The organism is Pseudomonas sp. SMV71 (assembly GCF_052042015.1).
Classification (GTDB): Bacteria; Pseudomonadota; Gammaproteobacteria; order Pseudomonadales; family Pseudomonadaceae; genus Aquipseudomonas.
On the sequence record NZ_JBKGGU010000001.1, the window covers coordinates 157,288 to 181,938 of the forward strand.

Sequence of the window (24,651 nt, forward strand, 5' to 3'; positions counted from 1 at the left end):
AACTTTTGAAAGCCGGCGAGTATAACGTAATCAAGCGCCAGCGGCAGCCCGCCTGGCGGCTTTAGGGGCACCAATGTGCAACCCCTGTGCAGACCGTGTGGGCACCAAAGTGCAGGTGCTGTGCAGTTCCCGTGGCGAGGGAGCTTGCTCCCGCCGGGGCGCGAAGCGGCCCTGAAACCAGGCGGCGCGGTGTGTCGGGACGATTGAGTCGTCGGTTTTGGCGCTGCTGCGCAGCCCAGCGGGAGCAAGCTCCCTCGCCACAGAAGCATCTTCGTCCGCGAGGGGCTACTCCACCCCCACCCGATTGCGCCCATTGTGCTTGGCCATGTACAGGCCCTTGTCTGCCGCAGAGATCACTTGCCGGTAATCACCGCCCTGCTGCGGGGTCACGGTCGAGACGCCGATACTGACGGTCAGGTACTGGCCGCCGTTCGGCGTGGCGTGGGGGATTTGCAGGGCCGCGACGCTCTGCCGGAGTTTCTCGGCCATCAGCCGTGCGCCGCCGGGCGAGGTGCTGGGCAGGACCAGGGCGAACTCCTCGCCGCCGTAGCGGGCCGGCAGGTCGGAGGGCCGGCTGCACGCCTCGCGGATGGCCGTAGCGACCTTGCGCAGGGCCTCATCCCCATCCAGGTGACCGAAGTTGTCGTTGTAGGATTTGAAGTAGTCCACGTCGATCATCAGCAGCGACAGCTGGCTCTGGTCGCGCAACGCCCGCCGCCACTCCAGCTCCAGGTATTCGTCGAAGTGCCGGCGGTTCGAGAGCCCGGTCAGGCCATCGGAGTTCATCAGGCGTTGCAGCACCAGGTTGGTGTCGAGCAGCTGCTGCTGGCTGACCCGCAGGGCGCGATAGGCCGCGTCACGCTGCAACAACATCATGTAGGAGCGCGAGTGATAGCGGATGCGCGCCACCAGCTCGATGTTGTCCGGTAACTTCACCAGGTAATCATTGGCCCCGGCCGCGAACGCCGCGCTCTTGATCAGCGGGTCTTCCTTGGTGGACAAGACAATGATCGGAATATCCCGGGTGGCCGGGTGGTTGCGGTAGTCACGCACCAGGCTCAGGCCATCGAGACCAGGCATCACCAGGTCCTGGAGAATCACCGTAGGCTTGATACGGATCGCATGGGCGACAGCCTGGTGCGGGTCGGAACAGAAATGGAAGTCGATGTTTTCCTCATCCGCCAGCCCGCGCCGCACTGCCTCGCCGATCATGGCCTGGTCGTCGACGAGCAGGACCATGGCGGCATTTTCATCGCTCTTGAATTCGTCGAGCTGTAATTCATTCATGGGACTTACCTGAGTACGGCTAGGGACAAGGCTGCCGGAGCTTGTCATTGGGTAAATATCTTCAACAGCCGTGGTGCAATATCGTCCAGGGCAAGGATATGGGTAGCGGCGTCGACAGCGGCCGCCGCTTTCGGCATGCCGTACACCGCGCTGCTGCGCTGGTCCTGGGCGATGGTCACGCAGCCTTGCTGGCGCATGAGTCTAAGCCCTTGGGCACCGTCGCGCCCCATCCCGGTGAGCAGGACGCCTACTGCGTCACCGCTCCAGAACTGGGCGACACTTTCGAAGAACACATCGATGGAGGGTCGGTAGATCTCGTTCACCGGCTCGGCGGTGTAAGCCAGGGTGCCGTCCTTCAACAAACGCAGATGGTGATTGGTCCCGGCCAGCAGCACCGTGCCGCTTTGTGGCGTCTCGCCGTGCACCGCCAGGCGAACCTTATGGCCCGACGCGCTACCCAGCCACTGCGCCATGCCGGCGGCAAACACCTCGTCCACATGCTGGACCAGCACGATGGCCGGTTCGAAGTTGCGAGGCAGTGCCTTGAGCAGCACCTCCAGCGCCGCCGGCCCGCCCGCCGATGAACCGATCGCTACCAGGCTGTTGCGCGACACGGCGCAACGCTGGGCCGCCTGAGCCGGGCGCTCATGCTTGTTGCGCTCACCGATCAACCAGCCGATGTTGGTGATCTTGCGCAGCAGCGGTGCCGCGGCGTCCTGCGGCTTGCCGACCCCGAGGGCCGGCGTATCGACGACATCCAGTGCGCCGTGGCCCATGGCCTCGAACACGCGGTGGACGTTCTGCTGACTGTCACCGGTGACGATCAAAATGGCACATGGCGTCTCGGCCATGATCCGCCGGGTGGCCTCCACCCCATCCATGATCGGCATGAACAGGTCCATCAGGATCAGGTCCGGGGTATATTCGGCGCTGCGTTGCACCGCTTCGGCGCCGTTGGCGGCCACCCAGACCAACTGGTGCGCCGGCTCGAACGCCAGGGCGCGGCGCAGGGCTTCGACCGCCAGGGGCATGTCATTGACGATGGCGATCTTCAAGCGCGGGCCCCTCCGATCAATTCGACCACGGCATCGAGCAAGGCGTCGTCGTGGAAACTCGCCTTGGCTAGATAATAGTCGGCTCCGGCGTCCAGGCCACGACGGCGATCTTCCTCGCGATCCTTGTAGGACACCACCATCACCGGCAACGATTGCAGGCGGTTGTCGCGCCGCAGCAGCGAGACCAGTTCGATACCGTCCATGCGCGGCATGTCGATGTCGGTGATCAGCAGATCGAACTCTTCCGAGCGCAAGGCGTTCCAACCGTCCATGCCGTCCACCGCCACCGCCACGTCGTAGCCGCGCCCCCGCAACAGCTTGCGTTGCAGCTCGCGTACGGTCAGCGAGTCGTCCACCACCAGGATCCGCTTGCGCGGGGCCTGGGCCTGGTTCTGCCGGGCGATGCGTTCCAGGCGCCCGGTGTCGAGCAACTTGTCCACCGAGCGCAGCAGGTCTTCGACGTCGATGATCAACACCACCGAACCGTCGTCCAGCAAGGCCCCGGCGGAAATGTCCTGGACCTTGCCCAGGCGTTCGTCCAGCGGCAGGACCACCAGGGTCCGCTCGCCGATGAACCGCTCCACCGCCACGCCGTAGATCGTCTCGCGCTCTCGGATCACCACGACCTTGAGGGTCTGGCCGCTGTTCTGGGTCGCCGGGCGATTGAGCAACTGGCTCGCCGCGACCAGCCCGACATGCCGGCCTTCGTGCCAGAAATGCTGGCGCCCCTCGACCTGGACGATATCTTCCGGGGCCAGGTCGCACATGCGCTCGATGTGGGCCAGGGGGAAGGCGTAGGCTTCACCGCCGACCTCCACCACCAGGCTGCGCACCACCGACAGCGTCAGCGGCACTTCGAGATGGAAACGACTGCCCTCGCCCGCCGTCTGCTCCAGCACCACCGCACCGCGCAACTGCCGGACCATGTGCTGGACGGCATCGAGGCCCACGCCCCGCCCCGAAACTTCGGTGACTTTGTCCCGCAGGCTGAAACCGGGCAGGAACAGGAAGGTCAGCAGCTCCTCTTCGCTCAGGCTGGCGGCGGTGTGCTCGGGAGAAAGGCCGCGCTCGACGACGCTGCGGCGGACCTTTTCCAGGTCCACGCCAGCGCCATCGTCCGCCAGCTCCAGTACCAGCAGGCCGGCCTGATGGGAGGCGCGCAGGCGAATCACGCCTTCGGCGGGCTTGCCGGCCAGCATCCGCTGTTCCGGGCTCTCGATACCATGGTCGACTGCGTTACGCAGCAGATGGGTCAGCGGCGCTTCGAGTTTTTCCAGCACGTCACGGTCGACCTGGGTTTTCTCGCCTTCGACTTCCAGGCGTACCTGTTTGCCCAGGCTGCGACCCAGGTCGCGAACCATGCGCACCTGGCCCGAGAGCACATCGGCAAACGGACGCATGCGGCAGGCCAGCGCCGTGTCATACAGCACCTGGGCACGCTGGCCGGCCTGCCAGGCGAACTCGTCCAGCTCGGCGGTCTTGTCCGTCAGCAATTGCTGGGTTTCAGCCAGCATCCGCCGGGCATCGCCAAGGGCCTCCTGGGCTTGCAGGCTCAGCGCGTGGTCCTTGAGGTGCACGTTCAGCGCTTCAAGGGCTCGCAGGCCGTTGCTTTGCTGGCGCTTGAGCCGCTGCATCGCCGCAAGCCAGGGTTGCAGGCGCTGGGTTTCCACCAGGGATTTGCTCGACAGGTCGAGCAAGCTGTTCAAGCGTTCAGCGGTGACGCGCAGGATCCGCTCGCCACTGTCGGTGACCCGCCTGTTGCGGGGGGCTGGTTCCGTTGGCGCATCGAGTGCTGCTTCAGGCACCTCGACACGCACCGGTTCGACGGGCGTCTGGATTTCCGTCGGCGCCACCGGAGTCTGCGCCACCAGGGGAACCTGCGGCGCATCCGGGTCAACCAGACGCGTCATCATCGCCACATAGGCCTCAATGTCCGGCGCGCCCACGTCGTTGCCCGGTGTAGCGATACGCGTCAGCAGGTCGGTGCCTCGCAGCAAGGCATCGATGTGTTCGGCACTCAGCACCAGGCGCCGCTGCTGGGCGCCGACCAGGCAATCTTCCATGACGTGCGCCACGCTGACCCCGGCGTCTACGCCGACGATGCGCGCCGCGCCCTTGAGCGAATGCGCCGCGCGCATGCACGATTCCAGGTATTCGGCCTGGGTCGGATCACGTTCCAGGGCCAGCAATCCGGTACTGAGCACCTGGACCTGGGCCTCGGCTTCCAGGCTGAACAGTTCCAACAGCGAGGCGTCGCGCATCTGGTCAGGGGTCATGACAGGCTCCGGGCCACGGCGGCGAGCAACTGTTCCTCGTCCAGCCAGCGCAGGCTGCGCCCCTTGTAGGGCAGTACGCCGCGGGTGTATTTGCCCGCCGATTGCGAAGCACTCGCCAGGATCCGCTCGTCGATGGCATGGATACCGTCCACTTCGTCCACCGGCACCACCACCGGCCCGCCCTTGGCGGCGACAATCAACATGCGCGGCATGATCCTTGCGCCGGCCTGCACCGCCGCGCCGGGTTCCAGATCCAGCAATTCCACCAGCGACAGGCAGGCCACCAGGGCGCCGCGCACGTTCGCCACGCCCAGCAAGGCTCGCGAGCGCTGGTGGGACAAGGAGTGGATCGGCTGCAACGGCGCCACTTCCACCAGGCTGCGAGTGGTCAGGCCCAACCACTCCTCGCCAAGGCGAAACATCAACAGCGAACGCGTGACAATCTCGCTGTCCGGCGCAGCGCGGGCCGGTTGCCGATCCTCTTGCTGCAAGGCATAGCGGTCCAGCAGCCGGGTCGCGGCAGCCGAATACACCGAGCAGTTGCGGCAATGGATATGCTCGGCCAGCAATGGGCAGGATTTGTCGCCGTGCACCCCGATGCGGTTCCAGCAATCGTCGATGACCTGGGCCTCATCGTGGGTGACCTTGTAAGGAGCCGAACCGCTCATCGTTTACGCTCACTGTCTGTCGCGCGCCCGCTGCGGGCAGCGCGATCCTGCAATCGACGGGCTCCGGCCGCGTCTCCCTGAGAAGCCAGCAGCGCCGCCAGATGCACCAGGGCCTCGGCATGCTGCGGTTCGAGATAAAGTGCCTTGCGATAAAAGCCCTGGGCTTCAAGCGCACTGCCGGCCATGTCGCTGAGCAGCCCCAGCCAGTAGAACACCTGGGCCTTGGGTTCGTGGTTGCGCAGGTAGTGCTCGCAGGCGGCGCGGGCCTCGGCGCTCTTGCCACTGTTGGCCAGGGCGGTAATCTGCGCCAGCAAGGTCGCGGCGTCGCTGCCCTTGGGCACGGCGATCGGCGCGGTACTGGTGGCAAACGGGCGGGGCCGGACCGGCGCCGGAACGACCCGGGCCGCAGGCTGGCGAACCGGCAACGGCGTCGGCATCAACGCCGGCTGTGGCTGAGGCTGCGATTCGGGCACACCCTGGCGGCTGAAGGCGAACGACTGGGCCACCCCGATCGAGCGCATGCCCAGGCGGCCCAGCAAACTGCCTTCGGCGGGGCCGATGAACAACACGCCGTCCTGATGCGTCAGGCGCTTGAGCACTTCGAACACCTGCTGCTGAGTCGGTTGGTCGAAATAGATCAGCAGGTTGCGACAGAACACGAAATCGTAGGGCGCTTCGTTCGCCAGCAAGGCCGGATCCAACAGGTTCCCCACCTGCAAACGGACCTGTTCCCGCACCCGCTCGCTGAGGCGATAGCCCTCGTTTTCGGCGGTGAAATGCCGTTCGCGGAACACCAGGTCTGCGCCACGGAAGGAGTTCCTGCCATACAGTGCCTGCCGCGCACGCTCCACCGACGCGGGGCTGACGTCCAGCCCGTCCACCTTGAATTGATGGGCCCCAAGGCCTGCGTCAAGCAGCGCCATGGCAATGGAATAAGGCTCTTCACCGGTGGAACACGGCAGACTGAGGATGCGCAAGGCTCGCAGGTGCCTGATCTCGGCGAGGCGCTTGAGCGCCAGCCTGGCGAGGGTCGCAAAGGATTCCGGATAGCGGAAGAACCAGGTCTCCGGGACGATCACCGCCTCGATCAGCGCCTGTTGTTCCTGTGCGGAATGTTGCAGGCACTGCCAATAATCATCGGCGGACCGTCCGGGCACGGCAGCGGTACGCTGGCGCAACGCCCGCTCGATGATAGCGGTGCCGACGGACGTTACATCCAGGCCGATGCGCTCCTTGAGAAAATCGAAAAAACGCTGGTCGTTGTTCATGTCAGGTCCTCGAAATCATCGAGGTTCAGCGCAGGCGTAGGGAACAACATGGCGCGGACCGACTCGTCCAGCAGGTCGTTGACCCGCACCCATTGCAGCAATCCTTGAGCATCTTCGCGCACCGGGCCGAGATACGGCGCTTGGCGGTTTTCCAGGCCATAGGGCTGAAAATCCGCCGGGTCACAGCGCAACGTGTCGGTGGCTTGTTCGAGGATCAGCCCCAACACTCGCGCCGTTGGCTCGACGTCGGGTCGATAGTTGACCAGCACCAGGCGCGTGCTGGTACGGGCCTCGGCGCGCCGCCCGAACGTCAAGGCACAGAGGTCGATCACCGGTACTACGGTCCCGCGCCAGGCAAACACACCCGCCACCCAGGACGGCGCTCGGGCAATGGGCTTGAGGGACAGGCGCGGCAACACCTCCACGACATCGGTGGCCTGCAGGGCATAGCGTTCGCCGCCGATGCAGAACACCAGGAACAACGCCTGGCGGGCCGCCGGCGCCGCACCGCGCCTGGTCTCTGATTCGCCCATCAGATTTTGAAACGCGAGACGCCGCTGCGCAGCCCTACGGCCACCTGGCTCAGCTCGTCGATGGCGGAACTGGCCTGGCGCAGCGACTCCACCGTCTGGCTGCTGGCATCGCCCAGTTGCACCAGGGCATGGTTGATCTGCTCGGCGCCGGTGGCCTGGGCCTGCATGCCCTCGTTGACCATCAGCACCCGCGGTGCAAGGGCCTGGACCTGATGGATGATCTGCGACAGTTGCTCGCCCACCTGCTGCACTTCGGCCATGCCCCGGCGCACCTCTTCGGAGAACTTGTCCATGCCCATTACGCCGGCCGAAACGGCGGACTGGATCTCACGGACCATTTGCTCGATGTCATAGGTTGCCACGGCCGTCTGGTCAGCCAGCCGCCGCACTTGCGTGGCGACCACGGCGAAACCGCGTCCGTATTCACCAGCCTTCTCGGCTTCGATGGCGGCGTTGAGCGACAGCAGATTGGTCTGGTCAGCCACCTTGACGATGGTGGTCACCACCTGGTTGATGTTGCCGGCCTTCTCGTTGAGGATCGCCAGCTTGGCGTTCACCAGGTCGGCGGCGCCCATCACCGAGTGCATGGTTTCCTCCATCCGCGCCAGGCCTTGCTGGCCGGAGCCGGCAGCTACCGAGGCCTGGTCGGCGGCAGTGGACACTTCGGTCATGGTGCGCACCAGGTCCCGAGAAGTGGCGGCGATTTCCCTGGAGGTCGCGCCGATCTCGGTAGTGGTGGCGGCGGTTTCGGTGGCCGTGGCCTGTTGCTCGCGGGAAGTGGCGGCGATCTCGGTCACCGAGGTGGTGACCTGCACCGAGGAACGCTGGGCCTGGGAGACCAGCGCCGTCAGCTCGGTCATCATGTCGTTGAAACCGGTCTCCACCGCGCCGAATTCGTCCTTGCGCGCCAGGTTCAGGCGCCCGCTCAGGTCGCCCGTGCGCATGACTTCGAGGATCTCGACGATGCGATTCATCGGCGCCATGATCGCGCGCATCAACAGCAAGCCGCAGAGCAAAGCGATGACCAGTGCGACGAGAAACGACAGGCCCATGGCGACCTTGGCCGCGGTGACAGCATCGCCGATGGTCTCGGTCGCGCTTTGCGCCAGTTCACGGTTGCGCTCGATGATGTGATTCAAGTGCGTGCGCCCGCCAATCCAGGCCGGCGTCAGCTCCTTCTCCAGTGCCTGCCGCGCTCCTTCGTAGTCCTTGCGCTGGTACAGATCCAAGACCTTCGCCATGGCCAGGTTGAACGCTTGGTGCTGGGCCTCGAACTCATCGAAGGAGGCCTGGTCGGCAGGGTTCTGGATCAGCTTCTGATAGTTCTGTATTTCTTCGCGCAGGTGCCGCTCGAAGCCCTGGTAGCGGGCCGTGTCGTCGGCGGTGATTTCCCGGTTCCCCGAAAGACCGACGATCTGCTGGGTCAAGACATAGCTGTCGACCCAACCGCCGCGAATCATGGAGCTGTAATAGACCCCCGGCACCGCATCGGCCCGTACCTTTTCTTCGCTTTCCTGGATTTTCAGCAACCGTGAATAGGAGACCACCACCATCAGCAGCATGATGGCGATGATGACTGCAAAACTCGCCAGGATGCGTTGGCGCAACGTCCAGTTCTTCACAGTAAAACCTCAGGCCTTTGAAATGGTGGGGAGTATAGCCGAGGGTTGCGTGGGGTCTGTATGGCGGTAGCGGGGAATTTTTGACTCGATAATCACCCCAAAGGAACTGCAACCACAGGTATTGGCGCCAACACACAACCCCTGTGGGAGCGAGCCTGCTCGCTCCCACAGGGGATAATGTTCGCCCGAAGATCGATGAAATCTGGCCTTACACAGCCGCCTCGCGCACCTGCTTCTCCAACTCCGCCTTCAACCCCGGCTCCAGCTTGAGCTGGCGTGCCAGTTCATCGAGGTAGGATTTCTCCATGAAGTTCTCCTCGTCTACCAGCATCACGCTGGCGATGTACATTTCCGCCGCGATTTCCGGCGTGCCGGCGGCGCGCGCGACGTCGGTGGGATCCAGGGGCTTGTTGAGTTCGGCGTGCAGCCAGTGTTGCAGTTCCTGGTCGTTGTCGAGCTTGGTAAATTCGCCTTCGATCAACTGCCGCTCGCGCTCGTCCACGTGGCCGTCGGCCTTGGCTGCCGCCACCAGCGCCTTGAGAATCGCCTGGCTGTGCTGTTCGACCTGCGCCGGCGGAACGCGGTCCAGTGTCTGCGGTTCGGTTAGCGGTGCCTTGCCCTGTTGGGCCTGCCAGTTACCGTAGGCCTTGTAGGCGATGACGCCCAGGGCCGCCAGGCCACCATAGGCCAGGGCCTTGCCGCCAAAGTTGCGGGCCTTCTTGTTGCCCAACAGCAGGCCCATGGCCCCGGCGGCCAGCGCCTTGCCGCCTGCGCCGGAGAGCATGCCGCCCAGGCCGCCAGCGTTACCGGAGCCACCGAGTAACCCGCCCAAGCCCCCGGATGACTTGCCCTGTGCGCCGCCCGCCTTGTTCTGCAGCAGTTCCTGGCCGGACTTGAGTAGCTGATCGAGCAATCCACGAGTGTTCATTTGAAACCTCCACACATTCGGGTCAAGCGAACCATTAAGGCCACCAGCCTAGATCGAAAGTGCCCGGCAGCCGCGACGAGTTTGCTTCCAGATGTTGCCTGGATAAAGAACAGCACTACGCTGTTAGCAGGCCTCTATGGCCGTTCGTACCGTCGCGCCCCTGCCCCGACCACCATTAAAGCAAGAGGGATTTCCATGTACGCGCACAAGACCGCATTGCCCGGCGCAATCACCATGGCGCTGCTGACCAGCGTCAGCCTCCAGGCCGCCGAACCGCTCAAGGCCGTCGGCGCCGGCGAAGGCCAGTTGGACATCGTCGCCTGGCCGGGCTACATCGAGCGAGGCGAAAGCGACAAGGCCTATGATTGGGTCACTGGTTTCGAGAAGGCCAGCGGCTGCAAGGTCAATGTGAAAACCGCCGCGACGTCCGACGAGATGGTCAGCCTGATGACCAAGGGCGGCTACGACCTGGTGACCGCCTCGGGTGATGCCTCCCTGCGCCTGATCGCCGGCAAGCGCGTGCAACCGATCAATACCGCGCTGATTCCCAACTGGAAAAACCTCGACCCACGCCTCAAGGATGCACCGTGGTACGTGGTCGACCAGCAAACCTACGGCACCCCGTACCAGTGGGGCCCGAACGTGCTGATGTACAACACCGAGGTGTTCAAGCAACCGCCTACCAGCTGGAGCGTGGTGTTCAGTCCCCAGTCATTGCCCGACGGCAAGCCGAACAAGGGACGCGTACAGGCCTACGATGGGCCGATCTACATCGCCGACGCGGCGCTATACCTCAAGACGGCCAGGCCCGAACTGGGCATCAAGGACCCGTACCAGCTCGACGAAGCACAGTACAAGGCGGTGCTGGAGTTATTGCGGGCCCAGCAACCGTTGATCCACCGCTATTGGCACGACACCACCGTGCAGATGAGCGATTTCAAGAATGAAGGCGTGGTGGCGTCCGGCGCCTGGCCGTATCAGGTCAATGGCCTGGTGAACGAAAAACAGCCGATCGCCTCGACCATTCCCAGGGAAGGCGCCACCGGCTGGGCCGACACCACCATGCTGCACGCCGAAGCCAAGCACCCCAACTGCGCGTACAAGTGGATGGACTGGTCGTTGCAACCCAAGGTCCAGGGCGACGTCGCCGCGTGGTTCGGCTCCTTGCCCGCCGTGCCTGCGGCGTGCGAGGGCAGCGAGCTGCTGGGTGCCGAAGGTTGCAAGACCAACGGTTTCGACCAGTTCGACAAGATCGCCTTCTGGAAAACCCCGCAGGCCGAGGGTGGCAAGTTCGTGCCTTACAGCCGCTGGACCCAGGATTACATTGCGATCATGGGTGGGCGGTAGGCACCGCGCCAAACCCTGTGGCGAGGGAGTTTGCTCCCGCTGGACCGGGCTGGCGCTTCAGTGCCCAGCGCTCGCAAGCTTTGGGGCTACTTTGTAGCCCAGCGGGAGCAAGCTCCCTCGCCACGGGTTGGGTTCCAACAACTGCTACCTACATCGGCCTGTTTTCTGGAGCACCGCACCATGACGCTCGCAGTTCAATTCACTCAGGTCTCGCGCCTGTTCGGCGAGGTAACCGCCGTTGACCGAGTCTCCATCGACATCCAGGACGGTGAGTTCTTTTCCATGCTGGGTCCTTCCGGGTCGGGCAAGACCACCTGCCTGCGCTTGATCGCCGGGTTCGAGCAACCGAGCGCCGGCTCGATCCGTATCCATGGCGAAGAGGCCGTGGGACTCGCGCCGTATCAGCGGGATGTAAATACGGTTTTCCAGGACTACGCCCTGTTCCCGCACATGAGCGTACGGGACAACGTCGCCTATGGCTTGAAGGTCAAAGGCGTCGCCAAGCCTGAGCGAATCCGGCGCGCTGAAGAAGCATTGGAGATGGTCGCCCTGGGCGGCTACGGTGAGCGCAAACCGGTGCAGCTTTCCGGCGGCCAGCGCCAACGGGTGGCCCTGGCCCGTGCGCTGGTCAATCGCCCACGCGTACTGCTGCTGGATGAACCCCTGGGCGCCCTCGATCTCAAGCTGCGTGAACAAATGCAGGGCGAACTGAAGAAGCTGCAACGCCAGTTGGGCATCACGTTCATTTTCGTCACCCACGACCAGACCGAGGCGCTGTCGATGTCCGACCGGGTGGCGGTGTTCAACAAGGGCCGAATCGAACAGGTCGATACGCCGCGCAACCTGTACATGAAGCCCCTGACGACCTTTGTCGCGGAGTTCGTCGGTACGTCCAACGTGATCCGTGGCGAACTGGCGCAACAATTGAGCGGGCAACCACAGCCGTTCTCGATCCGCCCCGAACACCTGCGCTTCGCCGAGGGCCCGTTGGCCGCCAATGAAATCGAAGTCCAGGGCGTGCTGCACGACATCCAGTACCAAGGCAGCGCCACGCGCTACGAATTGAAGCTCGCCAACGGCCAGGGCCTGAACCTGAGCCAGGCCAATACCCGGTGGACCGACGACGGTGCGCCGCACCGACCCGGCCAACACTTGCGCGTGCGCTGGGCCCGTGAAGCGATGATCGCGCTGCATGACACTGTCGGCGGCGGGGTGTGAAATGAACACAGCAGCCCTGCCCCGGGTAGCCACGCCGGGTTTTGCCCGGCGCTTGTCCAACCTGCTCTACCGACGACCGAACCTGTATCTTTCGCTGCTGTTGGTCCCGCCGTTGATCTGGTTCGGCGCGATCTACCTCGGCTCGTTGCTGACTTTGCTGTGGCAGGGTTTCTACACCTTCGACGACTTCACCATGGCGGTCACGCCGGACCTGACCCTGGCGAATTTCACGGCACTGTTCCAACCCTCGAACTTCGACATCATCCTGCGCACCTTGAGCATGGCCGTGGCGGTCTCCATCGCCAGCGCCATCATCGCCTTCCCCATCGCCTATTACATGGCGCGCTACACCAGCGGCAAGACCAAAGCGTTTTTCTACATCGCGGTGATGCTGCCGATGTGGGCTAGCTATATCGTCAAGGCCTATGCCTGGACGTTGCTGCTGGCCAAAGGCGGCGTCGCGCAGTGGTTCATCCAGCACCTGGGCCTGGGGGCGCTGTTGCAGGGGGTGCTGGGCATTCCCGGGGTGGGCGGCAGCACGTTGTCCACTTCCCACCTGGGGCGCTTTCTGGTGTTCGTCTACATCTGGCTGCCGTTCATGATCCTGCCGATCCAGGCCTCTCTGGAGCGTCTGCCGCCGTCGCTGTTACAAGCCTCGGCCGACCTGGGCGCGCGGCCGCGCCAGACATTCATGCAGGTGATCCTGCCGCTGTCGGTACCCGGCATCGCGGCCGGTTCGATCTTCACCTTTTCGTTGACCCTGGGGGATTTCATCGTGCCGCAACTGGTGGGCCCACCGGGCTATTTCGTCGGCAGCATGGTCTACGCCCAGCAAGGGGCCATCGGCAACATGCCGATGGCGGCGGCGTTCACCCTGGTGCCCATCGTGCTGATCGCGATCTACCTGTCTATCGTCAAGCGCCTGGGGGCTTTCGATGCACTTTGACGCTTCTTTGCCTGGGCGGGCGTCCTGGGGCTTGCGCATCGCGGCATGGGGCGGGTTGGTGTTCCTGCACTTCCCGATCCTGATCATCTTTCTCTATGCGTTCAACACCGAAGACGCGGCGTTCAGCTTCCCGCCCAAAGGCCTGACCCTGAAGTGGTTCAGCGTCGCTTTTTCACGCCCGGATGTGCTGGAGGCGATCAAGCTGTCGTTACAGGTGGCAGCACTCGCCACGCTGATCGCCCTGGTGCTCGGCACGCTCGCCTCGGCGGCGCTGTACCGGCGGGATTTCTTTGGCAAGCAGGGGATTTCACTGATGCTGATCCTGCCGATTGCCCTGCCGGGGATCATCACCGGCATCGCGCTGCTGGCAACCTTCAAAACCCTGGGGATCGAACCGGGGATGTTCACCATCGTCGTCGGCCACGGGACTTTCTGCGTGGTGATCGTCTATAACAATGTCATCGCCCGCCTGCGTCGTACGTCCCACAGCCTGATCGAGGCTTCCATGGACCTGGGCGCGGACGGTTGGCAGACCTTTCGCTACATCATCCTGCCCAACCTTGGCTCGGCGCTGCTGGCCGGCGGGATGCTGGCGTTTGCGCTGTCGTTCGATGAAATCATCGTCACCACTTTCACCGCCGGCCACGAGCGCACGCTGCCATTATGGTTGCTCAACCAACTGAGCCGACCTCGCGATGTACCTGTGACCAATGTGGTGGCGATGCTGGTGATGATGGTCACGATGTTGCCGATACTCGGCGCCTATTACCTGACTCGGGGCGGGGAGAGTGTGGCGGGCAGTGGTGGGAAATAAACCACCGACCAACGACGACTATCCAGTGTAGAGCGAGCCTGCTCGCGATGACTGACGAATATTCAACAGAGGTGTTGACAGTGGGGCCGCTATCGCGAGCAAGCTCGCTCCCACAGGGTACCTTTACAGGCCAAGACTGCTTCATCGAGGACACGAACATGCAAACCAAACTGCTGATCAATGGTCATCTGGTCGCCGGCGAAGGTCCAGGCCAGGCGGTGTTCAACCCGGCGCTGGGCCGGGTGCTGGTAGAGATCAACGAGGCCAGCGAAGCCCAGGTCGATGCCGCCGTGCGTGCCGCCGACAGCGCCTTCGATAGCTGGTCGCAGGTCGCGCCAAAGGATCGCTCGCTGCTGTTGCTCAAGCTGGCCGATGCCATCGAAGCCCACGGTGAAGAACTGGCGAAGCTGGAATCGGACAACTGCGGCAAGCCCTTGAGCGCCGCGCTGAACGACGAGATCCCGGCGATTGCCGATGTGTTCCGCTTCTTTGCCGGCGCCAGCCGCTGCATGAACGGTTCGGCGGGCGGTGAATACCTGCCGGGGCACACCTCGATGATCCGCCGCGACCCGGTGGGCGTCATTGCTTCAATCGCACCGTGGAACTACCCGCTGATGATGGTCGCCTGGAAAATCGCCCCGGCCCTGGCCGCCGGCAATACCGTGGTGCTCAAGCCCTCGGAACAAACACCACTGACGGCGCTGCGCCTGGCCGAGCTGGCGTCAGAGATTCTACCGGCCGGTGTGCTCAACGTGGTATTCGGCCGTGGGCAAACCGTCGGCCAACCGCTGGTGACCCACCCGAAGGTACGCATGGTCTCGCTGACCGGCTCCATTGCCACCGGCTCGCACATCATTTCCAGCATTGCCGACAGCGTCAAGCGCACCCACATGGAGCTGGGCGGCAAGGCCCCGGTGATCATTTTCGACGATGCCGACATTGACGCGGCGGTAGAAGGCATCCGTACCTTCGGTTTCTACAATGCCGGCCAGGATTGCACCGCTGCCTGCCGCATCTACGCCCAGCAGGGTATCTACGAGAAATTTGTCGAGAAACTGGGTGCGGCGGTGGCCAGTATCAAGTACGGCCTGCAAACCGCATCGGACACCGAGATGGGCCCGCTGATCACGGCCCAGCATCGAGATCGTGTGGCCGGTTTCGTCGAACGAGCCATCGCCCAGCCGCACATCCGCCTGGTCACTGGCGGCAAGTCGGTGGAGGGCAACGGTTTCTTCTTCGAACCAACCGTGCTGGCCGACGCCCAGCAGGACGATGAGATTGTCCGCCGGGAGGTCTTCGGCCCGGTGGTGTCGGTCACGCCGTTTCTCGACGAAGCCCAGGTACTGGCCTGGGCCAACGATTCGGAATACGGCCTGGCCTCATCGGTGTGGACCGCCGACATCGGCCGCGCCCATCGCCTGTCGGCCCGCCTGCAATATGGCTGCACCTGGGTCAACACCCACTTCATGCTCGTCAGCGAAATGCCCCACGGCGGTCAGAAGCGTTCCGGCTATGGCAAGGATATGTCCATGTATGGGCTCGAGGATTACACGGTGGTGCGGCATGTGATGTTCAAGCATTGAGACAGCACATCGGTTTCACGGCCGGACGGTAGCGTCTGGTCGTGATTGTCCAAGTGTCACGATGGCACAACCAATTCAACCGAAGGGAAGTACGTCCGATAACGCCTGGCGTCTCGTGTGAGCAAAGGCAACCTGTTCACAGCGGCATGGGCACCAATGAAAAAATCCGCCAGCACATTGTTTTTGCCACCGCCCGCCTTGCGGTAACGCCCAAAGGCCTTACCTGCCAGGAACAGCGCAGGGCGAGGTACCTCCTGCATCTGTAGCTGAAGCTCGGTCACAACCTCGTCCAACGCTTCGAACGTGGAAAACGTCTGGGACAGCTCGGCATAGACGATCGGATTGATGAGCAGCTCATGGGCTTGCGACTGGGCGCGCAGTTGCTGGATAGACCAGTCAGCCCAGACGGGATCGTCCTCCAGGACATCAATCAGGACATTGGTGTCGACCAGTATCATCAATCGTCCCCGCGTAACAGCGCCATCAGTTCATCTGTACGCCACTTGATGTCCGCTCTGCCCCGCACCGCGTCGAAGCGATCGCGAGTTGTCTTGGCCGCTCCAGGTTTACCGGCATGCAATACCACTTCACCTTGCGCGTTGACACTGAACTCCACTGCACTGCCCGGAAGCAAGTGCAGCGCATCACGAATCGGCTTGGGAATGGTGACCTGCCCCTTGCTCGTCATCGTCGTCGACATGATGGCTCTCCCCATGAAGTATTACCGTCCGAGAAAAAGTAATACTTCCAGTCTGAGCCTGCAACCGCCGCTGATCGTAGGCGCATTCTCTTTGCGGGGTCACAAGCGCGCCGATTGCGAGTACTTTCGTTCAAAACCTCGAAACACTCCTCATCGCATCCACCAGGTAACGCATGGCGATCCGGTCGTTTTCCGACAGTTCCCGATAGCGCTCCACCAGTTTCAGTTCTTCCAGGCTGAGTCGTCGAGTCCTGCGCACACGGGTCAGGCCAGGAAAGATTCCCAGCATTTCAGCGATGCTCTGTATTTTCGTCATGAGCGTTGTCCTTCTTTACGTCGAGTTTGACCTGATAGCGCCTTTCTGGAATCCGGATCGGACTGCCTACACTTCAAGAATAGGGACGATTCGAACGGTGGAAAGGGAGTTTTAGAGTAATTAGTCAAAAAATGCTGGAAACGACATAAAAAAAGAAATATCTGTAAGAAAATTTAACTAAGTCCCGCTTTCTTTTCTCTTCTCGCCCGCTCATCCCCTATGATTTTGCGCCTCAGTGAACCGATCCGGCTCTCAGGCATCTGTTCTAGCGTCCGTCGCGTTTGGCCAAAGGTATGTCCGAACTCTTTTACCCATTTTCTGTTGCCAGGATCGGCACGGGATGGTTGTGAGAAAGGTTGTATTTATGCATCGCAGGAACCTGCTCAAGGCCTCCATGGCCTTCGCCGCCTATACCGGTCTTTCGGCCACCGGACTGATGGCCGCTCGCGCCTGGGCCACGGATCAAGCCGCCGACGGCGAAGCCCGTCCCTTCGATTTCGATGCGCTGAAAGACCAGGCCCGGCACTTGGCCAAGACCCGCTATGTCGACACCAAGCAAGTCTTGCCACCGACCCTGGCGATGATGTCGCCCCTGCAATTCAATGCGATTCAGTACGACGCCAACCACTCGTTATGGAACAAGCTGGACGGTCAATTGGACGTGCAGTTTTTCCATGTCGGCATGGGCTTCAAACAGCCGGTGCGCATGTACAGCGTCGACCCCAAGACCCGTCTGGCTCGCGAGGTGCACTTCCGCCCTCAGTTGTTCAACTATGAAAAAACCACGGTCGACACCTCTCAATTGACCGGCGACCTGGGATTTGCCGGTTTCAGGGTGTTCAAGGCACCGGAGCTGGACCGGCACGACATCGTTTCATTCCTGGGGGCCAGTTATTTCCGCGCCGTGGACGCCACCGGCCAGTACGGGTTGTCCGCTCGTGGTTTAGCCATTGACACCTATGGCAAGAAACGCGAAGAGTTTCCAGACTTCACCAAGTTCTGGTTCGAGACGCCGGATAAGAACAGCACCCGTTTCGTGGTCTACGCCCTGCTCGATTCCCCCAGCGCCACCGGTGCCTATCGGTTTGACATCGACTGCCAGCCGACCCGGGTGGTGATGGAAGTCGACGCGCACGTCAATGCCCGGACCGCCATCGAGCAACTGGGCATTGCCCCCATGACCAGCATGTTCAGTTGTGGCACTGTCGAGCGGCGCATGTGCGACACCATTCACCCGCAGATCCATGATTCCGACCGACTCGCCATGTGGCGTGGCAACGGCGAGTGGGTCTGCCGTCCGCTGAACAACCCGGCCACCCTGCAATTCAACGCCTTCGCCGACAACAACCCGAAAGGGTTCGGCCTGGTACAGACCGACCACGACTTTGCCAGTTACCAGGACACCGTGGACTGGTACAGCAAGCGCCCGAGCCTATGGGTCGAACCGACGACGGCCTGGGGCGAAGGCTCGGTGGACTTGCTGGAAATTCCTACCACCGGCGAGACCCTGGATAACATCGTGGCGTTCTGGACACCGAAAAAACCGGTGGCCGCCGGTGATTCGCTGAACTACGGCTACAAACTCTACTGGAGCGCCCTGCCTCCGGTCAGCACCGACCTGGCCCACGTGGACACGACCCGTTCGGGTATGGGCGGTTTTATCGAGGGCTGGGCGCCGGGCGAGCACTACCCGACCGTCTGGGCGCGCCGCTTCGCGGTGGACTTCAGTGGCGGCGGCCTCGACCAATTGCCGCCGGGCACCGGCATCGAACCGGTGGTGACCTGTTCCCACGGCGAGGTGAAGGATTTCAACGTGCTGGTGCTGGATGCGATCAAGGGCTACCGGATCACCTTCGACTGGTACCCCACCGACGATCGCGTCGACCCGGTTCAGATGCGCCTGTTCATTCGCACCAAGGACCGCACCTTGAGCGAAACCTGGTTGTACCAGTACTTCCCGCCGGCGCCGGAGAAGCGTAAGTATCCCTGATTGTCATCGGGTGTCTGTACTGGCCCTATCGCGAGCAGGCTCGCTCCCGCAGTAGATTGATGTTGTAGACACCTACCCTGTGGGAGCGAGCCTGCTCGCGATGAGGCCGGTACAGCCACCCCAGTCATCCAGCCCCGATAGCAAAAAGCCCCGGTCAAATTGATCGGGGCTTTTTGTTTTATCACTCACTCAATCGCGTAAATCCGACTCATGAATCGGCTGGTCCCGATGCGTCGCCCGCTGGTACTGGGCCGGCCACACAGCCTTGCGCCCACCCAGGTCATCGTCGGCATGCAGGGCCCAGTACGGGTCACGCAACAATTCGCGGGCCAGGAAAATGATGTCCGCCTGGCAGGTGCGCAGGATGTGCTCGGCCTGGGCCGGCTCGGTGATCATGCCGACCGTGCCGGTGGCGATCTCCGACTCCTTGCGCACCCGTTCGGCAAAGCGCGTCTGGTAACCCGGGCCGGTGGGAATTTCCGCATTGGCAGCGGTACCGCCCGACGACACATCGATCAGGTCCACCCCCAGCGCCCGGAATCGCCGCGCCAGTTCCACGGTTTCGTCCGGGTTCCAGCCGTCCTCGACCCAGTCGGTGGCCGACACGCGCACGAATACCGGCAACTCCTCGGGCCAGACGGCCCGGACCGCTTCGGTGACTTGCAGCACCAGACGGATGCGGTTCTCGAACGAGCCGCCGTATTGGTCACGTCGCTGGTTGCTCAACGGTGATAGGAACTGGTGCAGCAGATAACCATGGGCCGCGTGGACCTCGACCACTTTGAAACCGGCGGTCAGCGCACGCTTGGCTGAATCGACGAACGCCTGGATCACGCCGGCGATCTGCCCTTCGTCCAACTGCACCGGCTGGGTGTGCTGCGGGTCAAAGGCAATTGGCGACGGACCGACGGGAACCCAGCCGCCATCCGCCGGTTTCACGCTGCCATGCTTGCCCACCCAGGGACGCCAGGTGCTGGCCTTGCGCCCGGCGTGAGCCAGCTGGATAGCGGGCACGGCCCCTTGGGCGGTAATGAACCGGGTGATGCGTTGCAGGGGTTGGATCTGTTCATCGTTCCACAACCCAAGGTCCTGGGCGGTGATCCGTCCATCGGCGGTGACTGCGGTGGCCTCGGTGAACACCAGCCCGGCTCCGCCCACGGCGCGGCTGCCAAGGTGCACCAGGTGCCAGTCGTTGGCCAGGCCATCGACGCTCGAGTATTGGCACATCGGCGACACCGCGATGCGATTGGGCAGGGTCAATTGGCGAAGGGTATAGGGTTCCAGCAGCAGACTCATGGGGCACCTCTCGAATCAGTGGGCAGGCTCCAGGGTTCTGTTTGAAAAGTCGACGAGTGACAAAAGGTACAACACCCGCCCCCGCGGGCAACGAAAATCGACAAGACGTCACAAGGGCTATCAACCAGTGCTTAGAGCCTAGTCGACAACCTGAAGCAAGGGAGGGTTCAGAACTAAAAACCTGGCCTTGTGGGACAGCGCTGCACTGAAGGCAATATGCCCCCGTGGCGAGGGAGCTTGCTCCCGCTGGGCCGCGAACCGGCCCTCTTTTGTGAGCGCTTCGCACTCAAGCAGGAGCAAGCTCCCTCGCCACAGGGTTCAGAACGATAGAGGGTACGCCTACCGCGGCTCGATATGAGCAATCATCAACTGCACCGTTTCCTGGCCGCGGAATTCGTTGAGATCAAGCTTGTACGCCAGTTCGACCCAACGCACCGTAGGGTTGGGCCAGATGTCCCGGTCGATGCCAAAGGCGATGCCGTCGAGCTTCACCGAGCCGCACTCGCTCTTGAGCACCACCTTGAGGTGCCGCTCGCCCACCACGCGCTGCTCCACGAGCTGGAACACGCCGTGAAACATCGGCTCGGGGAAATGTTGGCCCCAGGGCCCGGCGTGGCGCAGCGCCCGCGCCAGCTCCAGGTGGAATTCTTCCACCGCCAATGTCCCGTCCGACAACAGGCGACCAGTCAGGTCTTCTTCACGCAATTGCCTGCGCACCTCCGCGTCGAACGCCTCGGCGAACAGCGGGAAATTCGCCTCCGGCAACGTCAGGCCCGCCGCCATGGCGTGACCGCCGTACTTGCTGATCAAGGTGGGATGCTGCGCCGCCACCACGCTCAGCGCATCACGAATGTGAAAGCCCGGCACCGAACGCCCCGAGCCCTTGAGCAAGCCGTCGCCCGCGTCGGCGAAGGCAATGGTCGGGCGGAAATAGCGTTCTTTCATCCGCGAGGCGAGGATGCCGATAACCCCTTGGTGCCACTGCGGATCGAACAGGCACAGGCCGAAGGGCATCGACTCCAGCGGCAGGTCCTTGAGCTGGGCCATGGCTTCGCGCTGCATGCCCTGTTCGATGGACTTGCGGTCCTGGTTCATGCCGTCCAGTTGCGCAGCCATCTCCCGGGCCAGGGCCGGATCGTCGGTGAGCAGGCACTCGATGCCCAGGCTCATGTCATCCAGGCGGCCCGCCGCGTTCAGGCGCGGCCCGAGGATAAATCCCAGGTCCGTGGAGGTAATGCGTGAATGGTCACGCTTGGCCACTTCCAGAATCGCCTTGATGCCCGGGCGGGCGCGTCCGGCACGAATCCGCTCCAGGCCCTGGTGCACCAGGATCCGGTTGTTGGCATCCAGGGGCACCACGTCGGCGACGCTGCCCAAGGCTACCAGGTCCAGCAGTTCGCCAATGTTCGGCTGGGGCTGGGTGGCATACCGACCCAGACTGCGCAGACGCGCCCGCAGCGCCATCAGCACATAGAAGATCACCCCGACACCGGCCAGCGCCTTGCTCGGGAATTCACAGCCCGGCTGGTTCGGATTGACGATAGCATCGGCTGCCGGCAGTTCCAGGCCCGGCAAGTGGTGGTCGGTGACCAGCACCTTGAGCCCCGCCGCTTTCGCCGCCGCCACGCCTTCCACGCTGGAAATGCCGTTATCCACGGTGATCAGCAATTGCGGCTCGCGGGTCAGGGCGACTTCGACGATCTCCGGGGTCAGGCCGTAACCATATTCGAAGCGATTGGGCACCAGATAATCCACATGGGCCGCCCCCAGCAGACGCAGGCCCAGCACACCCACGGTGCTGGCCGTCGCGCCATCGGCGTCGAAGTCGCCGACGATCAGGATCCGCTGGCGTTGCTCCAGCGCCGCCACCAGCAGGTCCACCGCCGCGTCGATCCCCTTGAGCTGCTGGAACGGGATCAAGCGTGCCAGGCTCTTGTCCAGCTCCGTCTCGGACTGCACACCGCGGGCGGCATACAGGCGGGTCAACAGGGGCGGCAGGTCACCCAGAAATGGCAGGGTTTCGGGTAGCTGGCGGGGTTCTATGCGCATGGGGTAACGGGTGTTTCTCTTTGATGTGTAGGAATATCGGCTTTGGATCGTGGCGAGGGAGCTTGCTCCCTCGCCACAATGAAGCCTGACTCTGGCTCAGTGAATCAAAGCCGCGGGATTAGCCTCGTTCACCCAGCAACCACTGCAACTGCACCTCATGCTGGCCACGGTCGTCGGTGACGAAAATCGTCCCCTCGCTGATCATCACGTCCCACTTGATCACGCGGGGCATGTCCTGGGCGAGGGTTTCCAGCACTTCCTGAGGCACGGCGGCGATGTTGACGTTCTTCAGGCCCTTGACCGCCGGGATCACCTTGCCTTCCCAGACCCGCAGGCTGCCGTAGGCCAGCAGGCTGGTGCGCTCGGTACGGCGCGAGCACCAAGTCAGGCGCTCGGCGTCAGGCTGGCCGACTTCGATCCAGTGCAACACACGGTCATCCAGGCTTTTTTCCCACAACGCAGGTTCATCTACATCCGACAGACCGCGACCAAACGACAGCAGCTCGTTGTACCAGAAGGCGTAGGCCAACAGGCGCACGGTCATGCGCTCTTCGGTTTCCGAAGGATGGCGGGCGATGGTCTGTTTCACGTTCTCGTACACGTTGCGGTCGAGGTCGGTGAGGTTCAGTTCAAACTTATAGGTCGTGGACGGCTGGGCCATGAACGGGCTTCTTGATGCGAGGAAAGGCGGCAAGTCTAACCGATGACGCGGCCATTCCACGAATTGCCGACCATCAACCTGCGGCGAGCGGCATCGGCCTATGATAAAACGCTCTTCTCGTTCGTTTTTGTCCTACAGGATCCATCATGTCGCTTACTGCCAAACCGCTCGCGGGCGTCAAAGTCATCGAACTTGGCACCCTCATCGCAGGACCTTTTGCCTCGCGGATCTGCGGGGAGTTCGGGGCCGAGGTGATCAAGGTCGAATCGCCCGATGGCGGCGATCCACTGCGCAAGTGGCGCAAGCTGTATGAAGGCACATCGCTGTGGTGGTTCGTCCAGGCCCGTAACAAGAAATCCCTGACTTTGAACCTCAAGCACCCCGAAGGCCTGGCGATCCTGAAGAAGCTGATCGGCGAGGCTGACATTCTGATCGAGAATTTTCGTCCCGGGGTGTTGGAAAAACTCGGCCTGGGCTGGGAGGTTCTGCACGCGCTGAACCCCAGACTGGTGATGGTGCGGCTTTCGGGCTTCGGCCAGAGCGGACCGATGAAAGACCAGCCGGGGTTCGGCGCGGTGGGCGAATCCATGGGTGGCTTGCGCTACATCACCGGGTTCGAGGACCGCCCGCCGGTGCGCACCGGGATCTCCATCGGCGACTCCATCGCCGCCCTGTGGGGTGTGATCGGTGCGCTCATGGCGCTGCGCCACCGCGAGGTCAACGGCGGCACCGGCCAAGTGGTCGACGTGGCGTTGTACGAAGCGATTTTCGCCATGATGGAAAGCATGGTGCCCGAATTCGACGTGTTCGGTTTCATCCGCGAGCGCACCGGCAACATCATGCCTGGCATCACCCCATCGTCCATCCACACCAGCGCCGACGGCAAGCATGTGCAAATCGGCGCCAACGGTGACGCGATTTTCAAGCGCTTCATGCAAATCATCGGTCGTGATGACCTGGCCAACGATCCACAATTGGCCAGTAACGACGGGCGAGACAGCCGGCGCGACGAGCTGTACGGCGTGATCGATCGCTGGGTCAATTCGCTGCCGCTCGACAGCGTGATGGAGCGGTTGAACCGGGCCGAGGTGCCGGCCAGCCGGATCTTCAGCGCCGAGGATATGTTCAGCGACCCGCAGTTCCTGGCTCGGGAGATGTTCCTGCAAGCCCGATTGCCCGACGGCAAGGCGTTCAAGATGCCAGGTATCGTGCCGAAGCTCTCCGACACGCCCGGGACATCCGAATGGGTCGGACCAGGGCTGGGCGAGCACAACGATCAGGTACTCGGCGCCCTGGGCTACGACGCGCAACAGATCGCCAAACTACGTAGCGACGGTGCTATTTGACGGCCCATGCTGCGAACGACAGTCCATGACTACCAAAGCCCCACTGTGGGAGCGAGCCTGCTCGCGATAGCGGTGTATCAGCCAGTATCGAATCGACTGACCCGATGCTTTCGCGAGCAGGCTCGCTCCCACAAAAGCGTCACACACTGGAGCTTGAATGCCGGACAAAACGCCGGGCAAAAAGAAACCCCGAGCAGTGGGGAGACAACTCGGGGTTAAACGTAACCCATATCAAGGTTCGTACCACAAGCGACGAGCACCGGAGCACAATGCTCGCTCTTGTTGGTAAAAAGTCTGACTCTCCAGACTGTAAGAAGGTTCCCACACAATCTCAGTCAATTCGGGGCGGCCATGACCTTGTCGGCGGCCAGGTTACGCAGCGCTGCGATCACACAAGGCTCCAAGCGCCCCTCGGCAATCAGTACATCGCGATGCAAGCCATCGACGACATCCGTCAACTGACGCTTGTCGGTCAATTGAGCCTGGTTGAACACGCGCTCGACCATGATCGCCCCGGAGGTATTCTTCAGTGTCACCAGGCATTCGTCCTTGGCGCCAGAGGGAGTCAGCGTGACCTGATACGGGCTCAAAGCCTCACCCAGCAATAGGCTGATACTTTCCATTCGCTCACCCTTCAATAGTCCGAAAACAACTGCATGTACACACTAAGTGACCGTGGGCCGCAGTAGAAAGTTCGTTAGCGCACCGAGCCGGCACGCCGGAACTCGTTCAATCGAGCATGCGCGTC

General features: G+C 62.7%; 22 protein-coding genes. 7 read left to right on the forward strand and 15 right to left on the reverse strand.

Annotation, left to right across the window (positions count from 1 at the left end; all coding sequences use genetic code 11):
• Positions 1–285: 285 nt before the first annotated feature.
• The 8 genes from ACLEJQ_RS00805 to ACLEJQ_RS00840 form a co-directional block, all read right to left on the reverse strand.
• Positions 286–1,287, reverse strand: coding sequence for a diguanylate cyclase domain-containing protein (locus tag ACLEJQ_RS00805; RefSeq protein WP_440791271.1), 1,002 nt, complete (start codon positions 1,285–1,287; stop codon positions 286–288).
• A gap of 44 nt (positions 1,288–1,331) precedes the next feature.
• Positions 1,332–2,342: a chemotaxis response regulator protein-glutamate methylesterase gene (locus ACLEJQ_RS00810; RefSeq protein WP_440791273.1), complete on the reverse strand. Its 1,011-nt coding sequence runs from the start codon at positions 2,340–2,342 to the stop codon at positions 1,332–1,334.
• Positions 2,339–4,618: a hybrid sensor histidine kinase/response regulator gene (locus ACLEJQ_RS00815; protein ID WP_440791275.1), complete on the reverse strand. Its 2,280-nt coding sequence runs from the start codon at positions 4,616–4,618 to the stop codon at positions 2,339–2,341. The genes ACLEJQ_RS00810 and ACLEJQ_RS00815 overlap by 4 nt, the downstream gene beginning before the upstream one ends.
• Entirely contained in the window at positions 4,615–5,286 is a 672-nt protein-coding gene (locus ACLEJQ_RS00820) for a chemotaxis protein CheW (protein WP_440791277.1), read from the reverse strand. Before ACLEJQ_RS00820 ends, ACLEJQ_RS00815 begins: the two co-directional genes overlap by 4 nt.
• Positions 5,283–6,554, reverse strand: coding sequence for a CheR family methyltransferase (locus tag ACLEJQ_RS00825; protein WP_440791279.1), 1,272 nt, complete (start codon positions 6,552–6,554; stop codon positions 5,283–5,285). Before ACLEJQ_RS00825 ends, ACLEJQ_RS00820 begins: the two co-directional genes overlap by 4 nt.
• Positions 6,551–7,087: a chemotaxis protein CheW gene (locus ACLEJQ_RS00830; protein WP_440791281.1), complete on the reverse strand. Its 537-nt coding sequence runs from the start codon at positions 7,085–7,087 to the stop codon at positions 6,551–6,553. Before ACLEJQ_RS00830 ends, ACLEJQ_RS00825 begins: the two co-directional genes overlap by 4 nt.
• Positions 7,087–8,709, reverse strand: coding sequence for a methyl-accepting chemotaxis protein (locus tag ACLEJQ_RS00835; protein WP_440791283.1), 1,623 nt, complete (start codon positions 8,707–8,709; stop codon positions 7,087–7,089). The genes ACLEJQ_RS00830 and ACLEJQ_RS00835 overlap by 1 nt, the downstream gene beginning before the upstream one ends.
• Before the next feature lie 208 nt (positions 8,710–8,917).
• Positions 8,918–9,637 carry a tellurite resistance TerB family protein gene (locus ACLEJQ_RS00840; RefSeq protein ID WP_440791285.1) on the reverse strand — a complete coding sequence of 240 codons (720 nt, stop codon included), beginning with the start codon at positions 9,635–9,637 and terminating at the stop codon, positions 8,918–8,920.
• A 195-nt stretch (positions 9,638–9,832) separates the two neighbouring features.
• On the opposite strand from ACLEJQ_RS00840, the gene ydcS reads away from it, so the two are divergent.
• The 5 genes from ydcS to ACLEJQ_RS00865 all read left to right on the forward strand — a co-directional run bounded on the left by ydcS (position 9,833) and on the right by ACLEJQ_RS00865 (position 15,545).
• Positions 9,833–10,984, forward strand: a complete 1,152-nt coding sequence (gene ydcS / locus ACLEJQ_RS00845) for a putative ABC transporter substrate-binding protein YdcS (RefSeq protein WP_440791286.1) — start codon at positions 9,833–9,835, stop codon at positions 10,982–10,984.
• 180 nt (positions 10,985–11,164) lie between these two features.
• Positions 11,165–12,202, forward strand: coding sequence for an ABC transporter ATP-binding protein (locus ACLEJQ_RS00850; protein WP_440791288.1), 1,038 nt, complete (start codon positions 11,165–11,167; stop codon positions 12,200–12,202).
• A gap of 1 nt (position 12,203) precedes the next feature.
• Positions 12,204–13,148, forward strand: a complete 945-nt coding sequence (locus ACLEJQ_RS00855; protein WP_440791290.1) for an ABC transporter permease — start codon at positions 12,204–12,206, stop codon at positions 13,146–13,148.
• Positions 13,138–13,962: an ABC transporter permease gene (locus tag ACLEJQ_RS00860; protein WP_440791292.1), complete on the forward strand. Its 825-nt coding sequence runs from the start codon at positions 13,138–13,140 to the stop codon at positions 13,960–13,962. Before ACLEJQ_RS00855 ends, ACLEJQ_RS00860 begins: the two co-directional genes overlap by 11 nt.
• A gap of 158 nt (positions 13,963–14,120) precedes the next feature.
• Positions 14,121–15,545, forward strand: coding sequence for a gamma-aminobutyraldehyde dehydrogenase (locus ACLEJQ_RS00865; protein ID WP_440791294.1), 1,425 nt, complete (start codon positions 14,121–14,123; stop codon positions 15,543–15,545).
• 56 nt (positions 15,546–15,601) lie between these two features.
• Here the strand turns inward: ACLEJQ_RS00865 and ACLEJQ_RS00870 are convergent, their stop codons facing one another.
• From ACLEJQ_RS00870 to ACLEJQ_RS00880, 3 genes are all read right to left on the reverse strand, one after another.
• Positions 15,602–16,003, reverse strand: a complete 402-nt coding sequence (locus tag ACLEJQ_RS00870; RefSeq protein ID WP_440791296.1) for a type II toxin-antitoxin system VapC family toxin — start codon at positions 16,001–16,003, stop codon at positions 15,602–15,604.
• Complete coding sequence (locus tag ACLEJQ_RS00875) at positions 16,003–16,245, reverse strand: AbrB/MazE/SpoVT family DNA-binding domain-containing protein (protein WP_245141305.1); 243 nt, start codon at positions 16,243–16,245, stop codon at positions 16,003–16,005. Before ACLEJQ_RS00875 ends, ACLEJQ_RS00870 begins: the two co-directional genes overlap by 1 nt.
• Positions 16,246–16,375: 130 nt before the next feature.
• A complete protein-coding gene (locus ACLEJQ_RS00880; protein WP_440791299.1) occupies positions 16,376–16,561 on the reverse strand; it encodes a hypothetical protein in 186 nt (61 codons plus the stop codon).
• A gap of 364 nt (positions 16,562–16,925) precedes the next feature.
• Between ACLEJQ_RS00880 and ACLEJQ_RS00885 the strand changes: the two genes are divergently transcribed.
• A complete protein-coding gene (locus ACLEJQ_RS00885; RefSeq protein ID WP_440791301.1) occupies positions 16,926–18,551 on the forward strand; it encodes a glucan biosynthesis protein D in 1,626 nt (541 codons plus the stop codon).
• A 189-nt stretch (positions 18,552–18,740) separates the two neighbouring features.
• Here ACLEJQ_RS00885 and ACLEJQ_RS00890 read toward each other — a convergent pair whose 3' ends face one another.
• The 3 genes from ACLEJQ_RS00890 to ACLEJQ_RS00900 form a co-directional block, all read right to left on the reverse strand.
• A complete protein-coding gene (locus ACLEJQ_RS00890; protein ID WP_440791303.1) occupies positions 18,741–19,847 on the reverse strand; it encodes an NADH:flavin oxidoreductase/NADH oxidase in 1,107 nt (368 codons plus the stop codon).
• A 339-nt stretch (positions 19,848–20,186) separates the two neighbouring features.
• Positions 20,187–21,896: a single-stranded-DNA-specific exonuclease RecJ gene (gene recJ / locus ACLEJQ_RS00895; protein WP_440791305.1), complete on the reverse strand. Its 1,710-nt coding sequence runs from the start codon at positions 21,894–21,896 to the stop codon at positions 20,187–20,189.
• A gap of 118 nt (positions 21,897–22,014) precedes the next feature.
• On the reverse strand, positions 22,015–22,557 hold the full coding sequence (locus tag ACLEJQ_RS00900) for a YaeQ family protein (protein ID WP_245144898.1): 543 nt from the start codon (positions 22,555–22,557) through the stop codon (positions 22,015–22,017).
• A 146-nt stretch (positions 22,558–22,703) separates the two neighbouring features.
• Here ACLEJQ_RS00900 and ACLEJQ_RS00905 point away from each other — a divergent pair, with 146 nt between their 5' ends.
• Positions 22,704–23,903 carry a CaiB/BaiF CoA transferase family protein gene (locus ACLEJQ_RS00905; RefSeq protein WP_440791307.1) on the forward strand — a complete coding sequence of 400 codons (1,200 nt, stop codon included), beginning with the start codon at positions 22,704–22,706 and terminating at the stop codon, positions 23,901–23,903.
• Between the two features lie 335 nt (positions 23,904–24,238).
• Here the strand turns inward: ACLEJQ_RS00905 and ACLEJQ_RS00910 are convergent, their stop codons facing one another.
• On the reverse strand, positions 24,239–24,526 hold the full coding sequence (locus tag ACLEJQ_RS00910) for a DUF3509 domain-containing protein (RefSeq protein ID WP_440791309.1): 288 nt from the start codon (positions 24,524–24,526) through the stop codon (positions 24,239–24,241).
• Positions 24,527–24,651: the final 125 nt, after the last annotated feature.

Bases quoted from the DNA above. Each gene is read 5' to 3' on its own strand.
- ACLEJQ_RS00805 (WP_440791271.1), bottom strand. From the start codon at position 1,287: ATGAATGAATTACAGCTCGACGAATTCAAGAGCGATGAAAATGCCGCC.
- ACLEJQ_RS00815 (WP_440791275.1), bottom strand. From the start codon at position 4,618: ATGACCCCTGACCAGATGCGCGACGCCTCGCTGTTGGAACTGTTCAGC.
- ACLEJQ_RS00820 (WP_440791277.1), bottom strand. From the start codon at position 5,286: ATGAGCGGTTCGGCTCCTTACAAGGTCACCCACGATGAGGCCCAGGTC.
- ACLEJQ_RS00825 (WP_440791279.1), bottom strand. From the start codon at position 6,554: ATGAACAACGACCAGCGTTTTTTCGATTTTCTCAAGGAGCGCATCGGC.
- ACLEJQ_RS00830 (WP_440791281.1), bottom strand. From the start codon at position 7,087: ATGGGCGAATCAGAGACCAGGCGCGGTGCGGCGCCGGCGGCCCGCCAG.
- ACLEJQ_RS00840 (WP_440791285.1), bottom strand. From the start codon at position 9,637: ATGAACACTCGTGGATTGCTCGATCAGCTACTCAAGTCCGGCCAGGAA.
- ydcS (WP_440791286.1), top strand. From the start codon at position 9,833: ATGTACGCGCACAAGACCGCATTGCCCGGCGCAATCACCATGGCGCTG.
- ACLEJQ_RS00850 (WP_440791288.1), top strand. From the start codon at position 11,165: ATGACGCTCGCAGTTCAATTCACTCAGGTCTCGCGCCTGTTCGGCGAG.
- ACLEJQ_RS00855 (WP_440791290.1), top strand. From the start codon at position 12,204: ATGAACACAGCAGCCCTGCCCCGGGTAGCCACGCCGGGTTTTGCCCGG.
- ACLEJQ_RS00860 (WP_440791292.1), top strand. From the start codon at position 13,138: ATGCACTTTGACGCTTCTTTGCCTGGGCGGGCGTCCTGGGGCTTGCGC.
- ACLEJQ_RS00865 (WP_440791294.1), top strand. From the start codon at position 14,121: ATGCAAACCAAACTGCTGATCAATGGTCATCTGGTCGCCGGCGAAGGT.
- ACLEJQ_RS00870 (WP_440791296.1), bottom strand. From the start codon at position 16,003: ATGATACTGGTCGACACCAATGTCCTGATTGATGTCCTGGAGGACGAT.
- ACLEJQ_RS00875 (WP_245141305.1), bottom strand. From the start codon at position 16,245: ATGTCGACGACGATGACGAGCAAGGGGCAGGTCACCATTCCCAAGCCG.
- ACLEJQ_RS00880 (WP_440791299.1), bottom strand. From the start codon at position 16,561: ATGACGAAAATACAGAGCATCGCTGAAATGCTGGGAATCTTTCCTGGC.
- ACLEJQ_RS00885 (WP_440791301.1), top strand. From the start codon at position 16,926: ATGCATCGCAGGAACCTGCTCAAGGCCTCCATGGCCTTCGCCGCCTAT.
- ACLEJQ_RS00890 (WP_440791303.1), bottom strand. From the start codon at position 19,847: ATGAGTCTGCTGCTGGAACCCTATACCCTTCGCCAATTGACCCTGCCC.
- recJ (WP_440791305.1), bottom strand. From the start codon at position 21,896: ATGCGCATAGAACCCCGCCAGCTACCCGAAACCCTGCCATTTCTGGGT.
- ACLEJQ_RS00900 (WP_245144898.1), bottom strand. From the start codon at position 22,557: ATGGCCCAGCCGTCCACGACCTATAAGTTTGAACTGAACCTCACCGAC.
- ACLEJQ_RS00905 (WP_440791307.1), top strand. From the start codon at position 22,704: ATGTCGCTTACTGCCAAACCGCTCGCGGGCGTCAAAGTCATCGAACTT.
- ACLEJQ_RS00910 (WP_440791309.1), bottom strand. From the start codon at position 24,526: ATGGAAAGTATCAGCCTATTGCTGGGTGAGGCTTTGAGCCCGTATCAG.